Annotated in this window: 9 protein-coding genes; 7 read left to right on the forward strand and 2 right to left on the reverse strand. The window is 68.5% G+C overall.

The features are described from left to right. Window positions 1-115: 115 nt before the first annotated feature. Window positions 116-1,366: a helix-turn-helix domain-containing protein gene (locus OID54_RS27075; RefSeq protein ID WP_329023634.1), complete on the reverse strand. Its 1,251-nt coding sequence runs from the start codon at window positions 1,364-1,366 to the stop codon at window positions 116-118. 632 nt (window positions 1,367-1,998) lie between these two features. Here OID54_RS27075 and OID54_RS27080 point away from each other — a divergent pair. The 4 genes from OID54_RS27080 (at window position 1,999) to OID54_RS27095 (ending at window position 7,788) form a co-directional block, all read left to right on the forward strand. After that, entirely contained in the window at window positions 1,999-2,547 is a 549-nt protein-coding gene (locus OID54_RS27080; RefSeq protein ID WP_329027810.1) for a TetR/AcrR family transcriptional regulator, read from the forward strand. Window positions 2,548-2,670: 123 nt separating this feature from the next. Next, on the forward strand, window positions 2,671-3,993 hold the full coding sequence (locus tag OID54_RS27085; RefSeq protein WP_329023636.1) for an MFS transporter: 1,323 nt from the start codon (window positions 2,671-2,673) through the stop codon (window positions 3,991-3,993). Between the two features lie 660 nt (window positions 3,994-4,653). Further along, window positions 4,654-6,291 (forward strand): citramalate synthase, encoded by a 1,638-nt coding sequence (gene cimA, locus OID54_RS27090; protein ID WP_329023637.1) that lies wholly within the window; start codon window positions 4,654-4,656, stop codon window positions 6,289-6,291. A gap of 99 nt (window positions 6,292-6,390) precedes the next feature. Then, the gene (locus OID54_RS27095) at window positions 6,391-7,788 is read left to right on the forward strand and encodes a hypothetical protein (protein WP_329023639.1); all 1,398 of its coding nucleotides are present in this window, start codon (window positions 6,391-6,393) and stop codon (window positions 7,786-7,788) included. 117 nt (window positions 7,789-7,905) lie between these two features. On the opposite strand, the gene OID54_RS27100 is transcribed toward OID54_RS27095, so the two are convergent. Next, the gene (locus tag OID54_RS27100; RefSeq protein WP_329023641.1) at window positions 7,906-8,508 is read right to left on the reverse strand and encodes a YceI family protein; all 603 of its coding nucleotides are present in this window, start codon (window positions 8,506-8,508) and stop codon (window positions 7,906-7,908) included. 149 nt (window positions 8,509-8,657) lie between these two features. On the opposite strand from OID54_RS27100, the gene OID54_RS27105 reads away from it, so the two are divergent. The 3 genes from OID54_RS27105 (at window position 8,658) to OID54_RS27115 (ending at window position 12,893) form a co-directional block, all read left to right on the forward strand. After that, on the forward strand, window positions 8,658-9,812 hold the full coding sequence (locus tag OID54_RS27105) for a threonine synthase (RefSeq protein WP_329023643.1): 1,155 nt from the start codon (window positions 8,658-8,660) through the stop codon (window positions 9,810-9,812). After that, complete coding sequence (locus OID54_RS27110) at window positions 9,809-10,435, forward strand: helix-turn-helix transcriptional regulator (protein ID WP_329023645.1); 627 nt, start codon at window positions 9,809-9,811, stop codon at window positions 10,433-10,435. The genes OID54_RS27105 and OID54_RS27110 overlap by 4 nt, the downstream gene beginning before the upstream one ends. A 97-nt stretch (window positions 10,436-10,532) precedes the next feature. Beyond that, on the forward strand, window positions 10,533-12,893 hold the full coding sequence (locus OID54_RS27115) for a polysaccharide lyase 8 family protein (RefSeq protein WP_443055682.1): 2,361 nt from the start codon (window positions 10,533-10,535) through the stop codon (window positions 12,891-12,893). Window positions 12,894-12,905: the final 12 nt, after the last annotated feature.

Below are 12,905 nucleotides of genomic sequence, written 5' to 3' on the forward strand. Positions count from 1 at the left end.
AGACATCGTCATCATTCGGCCCGCCATTCTGAGCTGGTCAGCGTCACTCAGACGACGGTAGGCGTGCACACATGGTAGAAGGGGCACGGTTTGTGCCCCTTCGATTCCTGATGCGTCAGGCAGCCAGCAGGCCCAGCTTCACTGCGAGTTCAGACGCCCGACGCCGTCGGACCGGCGCCCTCGACTCGACTTCCTCCAGCACGATTATCTTCGCGAACCCGTTGTACCGGATGGTCTCCGGCGCGGCCTCATGCGCCTGCGCGAGCGTCGCCAGGGCGACATCCGGTTGCCCGTCCAGCTGATAGCCGCGAGCCTGCTCGATGCGGTGCCGGGCACGGCGCGGACGAGAAGGGATCGCCGCTGAATCCGACGCCGCTGCCTGCCGTGCGGACTCCCCGCCCTGGTGCAACTCCACCGCCACCGTGACCGCGTGGGCTCCTATGATCGTGCGTCCGAAGCTGGTCACCGGGTGGAAGTAGTTCTCGGGCAGCCGTTTGGCCATACGTCGGGCTTCGTCCCAGTGGCGCCATGCCGTGCCCGTATCAGCTCGGCGGGCAGCCGTGTATCCGGCCTCGAAGACCAGCGCCCCCGTGATGGCCCGAACATTGTCACTGGCGTCCGGCAGCAGCGGTCTCAGGTAGTCCAGCGCCTGTGTGGTCACCATGTCCGCAGCGTCGAAATGAGCCGGTCCCGCATCACGGTGCGCCTGTGCGCACAACCACGCCGCCACCCCGATGCTGTGCGGGTCCTCCGACTCCTGCGCCGCCACCATGCCCCGCTCCGCCACCCGCCAGAGCAGCGCAGCGTCCGGCTGATACGCCACGAAGAACTGAGCGAGTGAGTAGACCTCGGAGAGGATCGCCTGCGTGGAACGCCGATCGCCCGCCGAATTGGCCTGCCGCACAGCCAGTTGGGCATCACGGAGCAACTCCGGGAGGAGTGCCCCCACCACCTCGCGGTGTTTCGGAGAGGAATGCCGAGCCGACCAAGCCTGCGCGAGCCGCGCCGCAAGATGCTCTGACGAAGGGGCTTCCCGGTCCGCCCCAGGAGTCAGCGCGTCCACTGCGGCCTTGACCGCCCCGAGTCGTGGATGGCCAGGGCCGGTGAAGAGGGGGACGTGCATGGACTGGTCCCCTGTGAGGTCGGAGAGGTCCCGGACCCGGAGCACGTCCGCGAGCCGCAGTATGACGTCCAGCTTCGGCGTCTTGAGCCGGCCGGTCTCCAGCGCTTTGACCCAGGAGCCGGATCGGCCCAGGAGCCCGCCGAGTTGCTCGCGGGTCACGCCGCGGCGAGTGCGGAGAATCTGTAGACGCTGACCGAATGCCAGCGGGTCGGCGTACGGGTCCGGGGTAGCACGAGATGACACGGCCCTGCCCCTCTCTGTCCAGCTCGTCACTGCCAGGGTATGGGGCAAGGTCTATTTCATGGGTGCTTCCTGCCACCAACTTCTACCGTCGTGGATCCCGCGGGAGAGCCATGCCGCGGAGTCTCCCGGCATGCCTTCCATAAAGCGAAGCCTCAACGCCCTCGGCATGATCTGGTATCCCCGCGCCCCTCCCGTGGGGAGACGGGAGGGGCAACATTGGTCCCGCCCGAATGGGGGCACGGGCGGGACAAAGCCCCACCTGATCGGCGCAGGTGGAGCGGTTCCCTCCGCCCACCCTGGCACTCTGACCCCGGCATCGATAGACGTTGTACTGGGGAAATCACATCGTGCGGTAGGCGGCCACAGTCGCCCGTCCGGTCGCTACAGGGCCAGCGAATCCGATAGAACGTACGGGTGAATGTGATGCCCCGTGCACCGGCGTGCAGTGCGTCCGGGAACGGCGTGCCGTCCGGGCCCCGTGAACCCGGTGGACACCGCCTTGGGATCGCCCACTGGCACACGAGCACCACGCAACACACCCGACCCTCTTTCCCCAGTACGGAAGGCACTCTGTGACCCCCTCCCGGCGCCGCAATGTCGCGCCGCCCCGCGAGTCCGTCCTGGCCGCAGCCATGGCCACCATCGCCGCACACGGTCTCGACGGGCTCACCATGGCGGCCCTCGGTCGCGAGGTGGGCATGAGTAGTGGACACCTCCTCTACTACTTCCGCAGCAAGGACGAACTGCTCCTGCGGACCCTGGAGTGGAGCGAGGGCCGGTTGGGCATCGAGCGGGGTGCGCTGCTCTCCCACTCGGGACCGGCCCGGGAGCGGCTGCGTTCCTTCGTCGAGCTCTATCTGCCCGAGGGCCCGCGCGACCCCCACTGGACTCTCTGGCTGGAGGTGTGGAATCGCTCCCAGGGCGCCGGCGAGCAGGCGCGGGCACGCCAGGCCGCGATCGAGGGTGCCTGGCACCGGGATCTGGTCGCCCTCGTGGCGGAGGGGATTTCCCGCGAGGAGTTCCGATCGGTCGATCCCGACCGCTACGCCACCCGACTGCGCGCGCTCCTCGACGGCTTCAGCGTCCACATCGCGGTGGGGATTCCCGGGACCGAGCGGGCCCAAGTTCTCGTACACATAGGCGAATTCCTCGAAGGTACGCTCTATCATCCGCATGTCTGACGCAACGTCAGGTGGGGGAGTCGGGCCCTGGACCATGTAGGGAACGCAAGGCACGCAAGTACACGGGATCGTTGTGCCGGCCGGCCTTGTCGGGCCACGGGCCGTCCGGCACGGTGTTCCGCCATGGGACGAGCGCACTGGAAGAAGATCTGGGTCGGGTCCGCAGGGAACATGGTCGAGTGGTTCGACTGGTTCGTGTACGCGAGTTTTGCCACCTACTTCGCGGGTGCCTTCTTCCCCGAGGGCAACGACACCGCCAAGCTGATGAACACCGCGGGCATCTTCGCCGTCGGATTCTTCATGCGACCGGTGGGCGGCTGGCTGCTCGGTCGGGTCGCGGACCGCCGGGGGCGCAAGACCGCCCTCACCCTCACCGTGACCCTCATGTCCGCTTCGGCGCTGCTGATCGCGATCGCCCCCACCTATGCGGTGGCCGGATACGGCGGGGCGGCCGTTCTCCTGGTGGCCCGCCTCCTCCAGGGCTTGTCCGTCGGCGGCGAGTACGCGGCCAGCGCCACCTACCTCACCGAGGCATCGCTGCCCCAGCACCGGGGCTTCGCCTCCAGCTTCCAGTACGTCTCCATGACGGCGGGCCAGATCCTGGGGCTGGGGCTCCAGATCGTCCTCCAGAACACCATGTCGTCCCAGGCGCTCCACAGTTGGGGCTGGCGCATCCCCTTCATTGTCGGAGCGCTGGGCGCTGCGGTGGTGTTCTACCTGCGCCGCGCGATGCTGGAGACCGAGGTGTACGAGGAGTCCGGCGACGACACGCCCGATCGTCTCAAGGGCACGATCGAGGCCCTCCTCGCCCACAAGCGGGAAGCGTTCCTGGTCATCGCGCTGACGATGGGCGGGACCGTGGCGTACTACACGTACACCACGTATCTCACCAAGTACCTCGCCCACAGCGCCGGGCTGCCTAAGGAGACCGCGACCCTGGTCTCCTTCTGTGCGCTGATCGTCTTCGCCTGCCTCCAGCCGTTGGCCGGCCGGCTCTCCGATCGGATCGGCCGCCGTCCGCTCCTGATCACCTTTGCGTTGGGGTCGACCTTTCTCACCGTGCCGATCATGACGATGCTCCGGCATGCGGGCTCGTTCTGGCCGGCCTTCGGGCTCTCCCTGCTCGCCCTGGTGGTCATCACCGGCTACACCTCGATCAATGCCTGTGTGAAGGCTGAACTCTTCCCGACCGGAGTGCGCGCGCTCGGGGTCGCGCTGCCGTACGCCATCGCCAACGCCCTGTTCGGGGGGACGGCGGAGTATGTGGCGCTCTGGTTCAAGAAGGCCGGCATGGAGTCGGGGTTCTCCTGGTACGTCGCGGGGTGTGCCGCGGTCTCGTTGATCGTCTATCTGGCGATGCGGGAGACCAGGGGCATCGACCTCAACCGGGTGGGGGCCACCGCGGAGCGTGCTGAACCGGCTCCTGCGAAGGTTGCATCCCGTTGAATAGCTGAATAGCTGAATAGCTGAACGGCTGAACGACTGAACGACTGAACGACTGAACGGCGCTCGTGCCTGCGGACGTTTGATCTTGGCTAGTGGTTGTACGTATTTGATCGGATTGTTCCGACGGAGGTGATGCGCTTGACTCGCCCTGAGCCTCCGGCGGGCGCCGGGGTGCATGAGGTCAGGGGGAATCATGAGGCAGGAGCCGACCACTGTGGCGGGCGCCTGTGTCGCGGCGCGGTTATTACCGACCGGAGCCGTGGCCCACTCGGCGCATGAACGCCACGCAGAATGCCCGGGTCCGGCCTCGATCCTTGTCCCCGCCGCATCCCCGCCGCGCCGACCGCCGTCCACTCGATGGCCGCGGTGCCCGCATGGTGAGACCACTCACCATCAGCGGCGGACCCTGTGGCACACTTCTCGCGTGCTTTCGTTCGCCATGATTATGGGCAGCAGGCGCGCCGGTCCGCAGTGAATGCCTCGTACCACCCGTGCGACGCACTCATCGTGCCCCAGACCCGCGCGCAAACCTCTCGCACCCGCGAGGGGTTTTTTCGTTTTCCGGCCCCAACCCTGGTCGAAAACGGACAGCGCGCGAAGATGGGGGCAAGTGGAGCCAGTCATTCCGGGAGCCACTCATCCGACAGGAGCAACACAGCCATGACCCCACAGCCCACGGATACCGGTACGGCGGCCGACGCAGGCTTCCGCGTCGACGACACCTTTCACGTCTTCGACACGACGCTCCGCGACGGTGCCCAGCGCGAGGGCATCAACCTCACCGTTGCCGACAAGCTGACCATCGCCCGGTATCTGGACGAGTTCGGTGTGGCCTTCATCGAGGGCGGCTGGCCCGGTGCCAATCCGCGTGACACGGAGTTCTTCGCCCGTGCCCAGCAGGAGATCACCTTCCGACACGCCCAGCTGGTGGCTTTCGGCGCCACCCGCCGAGCCGGTGGAAAGGCGGCTGAAGACCCGCAGGTCAGAGCCCTGCTTGAGTCCGGTGCACCCGTGATCACCTTGGTTGCCAAAGCACATGACCGGCATGTGGAACTGGCCCTGCGCACCACCCTCGAAGAGAACCTGGAGATGGTCCGCGACACCGTCTCCTACCTCTGCGCCCAAGGCCGTCGGGTCTTCGTCGACTGCGAGCACTTCTTCGACGGCTACCGGGCCAACCCCGAGTACGCCAAGTCCGTCGTCCGGACCGCCGCCGAGGCCGGGGCCGATGTCGTCGTGCTCTGCGACACCAACGGCGGGATGCTTCCCGCGCAGGTCCAGGCCGTCGTCGCCACCGTGCTCGCCGACACCGGTGCCCGTCTGGGCATCCATGCCCAGGACGACACCGGCTGTGCGGTGGCCAACAGCCTCGCCGCCGTCGATGCGGGCGCGACGCACGTCCAGTGCACCGCCAACGGATACGGAGAGCGGGTCGGCAACGCCAACCTCTTCCCCGTGGTCGCCGCGCTGGAGCTGAAGTACGGCATGAAGGTGCTGCCCAGCGGAGCGCTCGCCGAGATGACCCGGATCTCGCACGCCATCGCCGAGGTCGTCAACCTCGCCCCCTCCACCCACCAGCCCTATGTGGGTGTTTCCGCCTTCGCGCACAAGGCCGGGCTGCACGCTTCCGCGATCAAGGTCGACCCTGACCTCTATCAGCACATCGACCCCGAGATGGTCGGCAACACCATGCGGATGCTCGTCTCCGACATGGCCGGCCGGGCCTCGATCGAGCTCAAGGGCAAGGAACTGGGCGTCGACCTCGGCGGTGATCGTGAGCTGATCGGCAGGGTCGTCGAGCGGGTCAAGGAGCGCGAGCTCCAGGGGTACACGTACGAGGCCGCCGACGCCTCCTTCGAGCTGCTGCTGAGGGCCGAGGCCGAGGGCAGGGCGCGCCGCTACTTCCGCACCGAGTCCTGGCGCACGATCTCGGAGAACCGCCCGGACGGGACCCACGCCAACGAGGCCACGGTGAAGCTGTGGGTGAAGGGCGAGCGGATCGTCACCACCGCGGAAGGCAACGGACCGGTCAATGCACTGGACCGCGCGATGCGCGTCGGTCTGGAGCGGTTCTATCCGCAGCTGGCCAAGCTGGAGCTGGTGGACTACAAGGTCCGTATCCTCGAAGGCCGCCACGGCACCGAGTCCACCACCCGGGTGCTGATCACCACGGGTGACGGTACCGGCGAATGGGCCACCGTCGGCGTCGCCAACAATGTCATCGCCGCTTCCTGGCAGGCCCTGGAGGACGCGTACACCTACGGTCTGCTGCGGGCAGGAGTGGAACCGGCCGAGTAAGCCCCATGGGGCAGCTGGGGTGGACGGAGGGAGCGGGGTAGACGGAACAGCATGTCGCTACTTGTCCTGAAACAGCTGCTTTCAAGGTAGCGTCGAAGGATGAGGACCAGGCTGCTTTCCGCACTGTCCGGTCTGCTGCTGGCGCTCTCGGCCGCCGCCCTTGGGACGGCTCCGGGAGCGCAGGCGGCCACCGGAGCCGACTCGGTGGCCAGCTCGGCCGTGACCACGAGCATGCAGGTCACCGGCCCCGAAACGGTGGCCGACGCTTTCCAGGACGGTCCCGTCTACGTCGATCCGCGGGCCTCGGACCAGTTGTCCAGGCAGGACGCCGACGCGCTGGCGAAGAAGATCAAGGATGCGGACAAACCGCTGTTCGTCGCCGTACTGCCGGTCGGCTCCGACTATCCGGCTGCCACCGTGCTCCCGGCGATCCGCACGGACACGGGCATCACCGGTCTCTACGCGATCCGGCTCGGCGACGGCTTCAACGCGGGCGCGGACCGTGCCGTCCTGTCGAATCAGGCGGTCCAGAACCTGGTCACGGCCGTGAAGACGCCTCCGGGTGCCAACACGGTGACCCAGTTGAACAACTTCGTCGACCAGGCCCTGCCGCAGATGAAGGGGAGCGCGCCCGCCTCCTGGGGCTCGACCGGCACGGGCGCCGACGGCTACGACTCCTCCGTCAACACCGGTGCCCTGATCACCTTCGGCACGCTCCTGGCGGCTGGAGGCGCGGGTGCCTATGCCGTCGTGCGCCGCCGCAAGCGCCAGAAGGCCGCCGAGGAGCAGGCAGCGCTCGACCGGCTCCGGGTGGTCGTGGACGAGGACATCACGGCCTTCGGCGAGGAACTGGACCGGCTGGACTTCCACCCCTCGGAAAAGGGCGCCGACGATACGATGCGCGCCGACTACGAGCGGGCACTGGACGCCTATGACCAGGCCAAGTCACGGATGGGCGGCGCCGCTCACCCCTCGGACGTACGCACGGTGACCCGGGCCCTCGACGACGGCCGGTTCAGTCTGGCCGTGCTCGATGCCCGACGCACCGGTCGTACATTGCCCGAGCGCAGACCACCCTGCTTCTTCGACCCCCGACACGGACCGTCGACGGCCGATCGCAGCTGGACTCCGTCCGGGGGAGCCTCCCGCGAGGTGCCGGTCTGCGCGGCGGACGCCGCTCGTCTGGACGACGGACAGGCCCCGCTCGCCCGTACGGTCGACACCGAAACCGGCCGCCGGCCGTACTGGGAGGCGGGCCCCGCGTACGGGCCGTGGGCCGGTGGCTACTTCGGCGGCGGTCTGCTGCCGGGACTGCTCGTGGGCACGATGCTCGGCAGCATGCTCGCCTCGCCCGCCTACGCCGCCGAGTACGGCGGGGACGGCTTCGAAGGCGCGGCCGGTGGCGATTTCTCGGGCGCCGACTTCAATTCCTCGGACTTCGGCGGCGGCGACTGGGGCGGTGGCGGAGGCGGCGGGTTCGACGGCGGCGGGTTCTGACGCCCGTCGGCCAGGGTCTCCTGCGGTTCCGCCCGGTCCCACCATGCAGAGCGCCCGCCCCGGCCGTGGGGGGACGGCAGGACGGGCGCGCTCTGGGTGCCCTCGACGGGCAGCGGGTCAGGCGTTCTTGATCGCGGAGATGTCGAAGTTCAGCTTGACCTTGTCGCTGACCATGACGCCACCGGTCTCCAGCGCGGCGTTCCAGGTCAGGCCCCACTCGGAGCGCAGGATCTCGGCGCTGCCCTCGAAGCCGATGCGCTCGTTGCCGTAGACGTCCTTGGCGGCGCCGTTGAACTCCAGGTCGATCGCCAGCGGGCGGGTCACGTCCTTGATGGTCAGATCGCCGGTCACCCGGTACTGGTCGCCACCGATCTGCTCGGCGTTGGTGGAGCGGAAGCTCATCAGGGGGAACTGCTCGACGTCGAAGAAGTCACCGCTGCGCAGGTGGCCGTCACGGTCGGCGATGCCGGTGTCGATGCTGCCGATCTTGACGTCGATCACGGCACGGGAGGAGCCGGGGTCGTCGCCGTTCAGGACCAGGTTGCCCTCGTGCTCGGTGAAGGTGCCGCGGACGTTGGTGACCATCGCGTGGCGCACGGTGAAACCGATGCTGGTGTGGGCGGGGTCGAGGGTGTACTCACCGCTCAATGCGGCCAGTGCGGGGTCCACCGTCGAGGTGGCGGTGGCGGTGGTGGCTGCCTTGCGGTTGAACAGACCCATGATGTTCTCCTTGAGGGGGGATGTTGTTAAACCTTCAACGAGATTGACTGTAGACGAATTCCGTTTAAGTTTCAACTTCTTTCGCGATCGAGGGGTGTGGCGAGATCGCGAGCTTGACAAGATGTCCATTGTTAGAAAGCTTGTCAAGCATGGATCGGTACCCGACGCCTCCCCGCTATCTCGACGAACGAACCGGCGACACCTACCCCCTCACCGGCCGACGCTGGCGCGCCGACAACGGGACCCCGCTGTCGGTGACCCCGCTCCCCGGCATCACCCGTCACGACATCGACACCGACGTCCGCTCGCTCTGGCGCTATCGAGCAGCACTTCCCGTCGCCATCCCCCGCCCCGTCTCGCTCGGCGAAGGCCGCACCCCCCTGATCGAAGCGCAGTGGGACGGCGTTCCGGTCACCTTCAAGGCGGAGTGGTTCAGCCCCACCGGCAGCTTCAAGGACCGCGGCACCACGGTGATGGTCTCCTTCCTCGCCCAACAGGGCATCACCGACGTCATCGAGGACAGTTCGGGCAACGGCGGCGCCTCCGTCTCCGCCTACTGCGCCGCCGCAGGCATCCGGGCCACCATCCTCGTCCCCGCCGCCACCTCACCCGCCAAGATCCTCCAGAGCCGGGCGTACGGGGCGGACGTACGGCTCGTTCCCGGCGACCGCGAGGCGACCGCCGCCGAAGCACTGCGCCTGTCCGCCAAGACCAGCTACGCCAGCCACAACTGGCACCCCCTCTTCCTCCAGGGGACCAAGACCCTCGCGTACGAGATCTGGGAAGACCTCGGCTTCGAAGCACCCGACCAGGTGGTGACCGTGGCCGGAGCCGGCAGCACCGTGCTCGGCTGTGCGCTGGGCTTCGGTGAACTGCTCGCCGCCGGACAGATCGAGCGCCTGCCCCGACTGCTCGTCGCCCAACCGGCCAACTGCGCACCCCTCCACGCTGCCTTCCAAGCCGGCGTGGAGCACGCCGTGCCCGGACAGTGGACGCCGACCATCGCCGAGGGAACCGCCATCGCGCACCCCGTCCGCCTCCCCGAGGTGCTGCGGGCCATCCGAGGCTCGGGCGGCGACATGGCGACCGTCCCCGAGGACGACATCAAGTCAGCCCTGCGGCGCCTCGCCGCACAGGGCCTGTACGCGGAACCGACCAGCGCCACCGCCGCCGCCGCAATCGGCACCTTCGCCGCCCGCGGTCTGATCCGGCCCGGTGATCGCACCGTCGTCATCCTCACCGGCTCCGGGCTCAAGGCCCCCGCCGCCCTGGCGGACACCTTCGACGGAAGCGACGCACCATGACCGTCGAGGACGAACTGCTGCTGCGTGAGGCCGAGAAGATCACCACCGCGATCGGCCGGATGTTCCCCGGACTGTGCGAGGTGGTCCTGCACGACCTGCGCGACCCCGACCACTCCCTGCGCGCGATCGAGAACAACCTCTCCGGCCGGACCGTGGGGGAGCCCGCCACCGAACTGGGCCGCGCTCGCATCCAGGACCCCGACTTCCCGGCCGTCGTCCAGAACTATCCCAACCGCTTCCCCGACGGCCGCGCCGTCAAGAGCACCTCCATTGGCATCAAGAACAGCTCCGGTGCCTACGTGGCAGCGATCTGCCTCAACCTCGACATCTCCGTGTTCGACGGTGTCGTCAACGGCATCAGCCGGCTGATCGCCACCGACGAGGGCGAGCGCCCCCTCCACGAGACCCTCCGCGCCCGGACCGTCGAAGAACTGCACGGCGTGGCGCAGGACTTCGCCGCCCGCCGCGGCCGATCGCCCCAGGCCCTGACCACGGCCGACAAGCGCGAACTGGTCCGCACCCTCGAAGCACAGGGCTTCCTCCAGGTGAAACACGCCGTACGGACCCTCGCAGGAATCCTGGGCGTCTCCCGGGCCACGGTCTACAACCACCTCCGGACCTGACGGACACGTCCGGCACTTCCTTGGCGGAAGGCGACATGACGGGAAGAGTGGACGCGCCCCACCCGGGGCGCGACCGCTCCCGTCCCCAGAGGTAGCCGTGCTGCTTCCGTCCCGTGGATCCCGCCGGGCCTTCCTCACCGGTATCGGTGCGGGCGCCCTCACTCTGGCCTCGACCGCACCGGCGTCCGCCGCCCCGCAGGGCGCCGACCCCTTCACCGAGCTCAGAAGACGCTGGCTGGAGATCAGTCTCGGCACCGGATACGACCCGACCGCGGAGCCGTACGCCTCCCGCATCGCCCGTACCGTGCGTCTCGCCGCAACCGCACGAGCCACGATGGCCCCCACCGCCCGCTCCCTCTGGCCCGACCACCCCTTCGACCCACCCGCCGGGATCACCCAGAGCTACAGCCGGTTGTGGACCATGGCACGGGCCCATGCGCACACCCACGACCCCGACACCCTCGCCGATGTCCTGCGCGGCCTCGACCACCTCGCGACCACCGTCTACCACCCCGGCACCACCCGCTACGGAAACTGGTGGGAATGGCAGATCGGCGCTCCCCGCCATCTGATGGACCTCACCGCCGTCCTCCATGACCACCTCACCGAGGAGCAACGCCGAGCGGCCTGCGCCGCCGTCGACCACTTCATCCCCGATGCCCTGCTCCGCACCTACGGCGGCACCTCCACCGGCGCCAACCGTGTCGACCTCTGCCGATCGGTCGCACTCCGCGGCATCCTGGGCGCCGCCCCGCAGCGCATCACCCTCGCCGTCGAGGCGTTGTCACCCGTCTTCCCCCAGGTGACCAGCGGTGACGGTCTCCACCCCGACGGATCGTTCGTACAGCACACCTCGGTCGCCTACTCCGGCACCTATGGACAGGTCCTACTCGACGGTCTCGCGCGCCTCTTCGTCCTGCTCGCAGGCTCCCCCTGGGCGATCGTCGACCCCCGTCGCCGACATGTGTTCGACAGTGTGGAGCACGCGTACGCCCCGTTGATCCACAACGGTCTGATGATGGACAGTGTCAACGGCCGGGCGATCAGCCGTGGGTACCTGCGCCACGACGACAGCCGGACCATGCGCAGCGACCACTTCCACGGGCACGCGATGATCGGCGCCATGGCACTGCTTGCCGAAGCCGCGAGCGAGCCGGAACGGAACCGGTGGCACGCACGGATCAAGGGCTGGATCGCCCGGGACACCACCACACCGATCCTCACCAGCGCCCAGTACGAGGTGGCCGACCTCGCCCGGCTCCACTCCATCGCCCGCGGTCCGTCCCCTGTCGCGCCCGAGCCGGTCGGGCACCGACTCTTTCCGGCCATGGACCGCGCCGTGCATCGACGGCCGGGGTGGGCCGCCTGCATCGCCATGGCCTCGAACCGGATCTCGTTCTACGAATGCGGCAATGGGGAGAACCCGCGCGGCTGGCACACCGGGGCCGGAATGCTCTCTTGGTGGCCGGATCGGTCAATGGTCGGCCAGGACCAGTACACCGACTGGTTCTGGCCGACGGTCGACTGGTACCGGCTGCCAGGCACCACCGTCTCCACCCGACGGCTCGCCGACCGTGCGGGGGGCGAATGGGGCGAGCCCCGTCCCGATGCCCGTTGGGTGGGCGGCACCACCGACGGGGAGTACGCGGCGATCGGTCAGTATCTGCGCGGCCTCGGGTCCACGCTCGAAGCCCGTAAGTCCTGGTTCTGCGTGGATGACGCCGTGATCTGTCTGGGTGCCGGAATCAGCTGTGGGGACGGCGTTCGCGTGGAGACGGTCGTGGACAACCGGCTGCTGGGTGCGGTTGGGGGCGCGCGGCTGACCCGTGGTCGGCGCTGGGCGCATCTGGAGGGCCATGGCGGTTGGGTCCTGCTCGGCGCCGAGGGGGAACTGCGCACCCTGCGCGAGCAGCGCACCGGGGCCTGGAGCGATATCAACACCATGAGCACCAGCGAGCGGGTGACCCGCCACTACCAGACGCTCTGGCTTGACCATGGAATCGATCCGGTCGATGCGACGTACGCCTATCTGCTGATGCCGGGCGCGACCCGGCGGGCGGTCGCCAACCGGGCGGCTGAGGGGCGCCGGCTGCGGATCCTCGCCAACGACGCCTCGCGGCAGGCGGTGGCTGTTCCGGCCCTCGGGCTGATGGCCGCGAACTTCTGGCGTCCCGGTACGGTGGGCCCGCTGATCGCGAGCGCTCCCGCCAGCGTCCTGGTGCGGATCGGGTCCCCACAGCAGGCGGAGCCGGCTCGCCGCGGACGGGTCGCCACCGTGTGCGTCAGCGATCCGGAGCGCTCCGGCGCCGCCCTGGACATCCGCTGGAACCACCCCGTGCGGGAGGTCCTGCACCATGATCCAGGCGTGGAGGTACGTGGTACGGGACGCTCGCTCAGGCTGCGGCTCAGCGGGACCGATCAGGGCGAGACGCTTCGCTGTGTTGTGACCCTCGCATGAACACTTTATGGA

The organism is Streptomyces sp. NBC_00690 (genome assembly GCF_036226685.1).
Lineage (GTDB): Bacteria > Actinomycetota > Actinomycetes > Streptomycetales > Streptomycetaceae > Streptomyces.

What these genes read in the sequence shown, in the direction of transcription:
- OID54_RS27110 (WP_329023645.1), top strand. Translation starts at nt 9,809, where the DNA reads ATGACCGTCGAGGACGAACTGCTGCTGCGTGAGGCCGAGAAGATCACC.
- OID54_RS27100 (WP_329023641.1), bottom strand. Translation starts at nt 8,508, where the DNA reads ATGGGTCTGTTCAACCGCAAGGCAGCCACCACCGCCACCGCCACCTCG.
- OID54_RS27095 (WP_329023639.1), top strand. Translation starts at nt 6,391, where the DNA reads ATGAGGACCAGGCTGCTTTCCGCACTGTCCGGTCTGCTGCTGGCGCTC.
- OID54_RS27085 (WP_329023636.1), top strand. Translation starts at nt 2,671, where the DNA reads ATGGGACGAGCGCACTGGAAGAAGATCTGGGTCGGGTCCGCAGGGAAC.
- OID54_RS27080 (WP_329027810.1), top strand. Translation starts at nt 1,999, where the DNA reads ATGGCCACCATCGCCGCACACGGTCTCGACGGGCTCACCATGGCGGCC.
- OID54_RS27105 (WP_329023643.1), top strand. Translation starts at nt 8,658, where the DNA reads ATGGATCGGTACCCGACGCCTCCCCGCTATCTCGACGAACGAACCGGC.
- cimA (WP_329023637.1), top strand. Translation starts at nt 4,654, where the DNA reads ATGACCCCACAGCCCACGGATACCGGTACGGCGGCCGACGCAGGCTTC.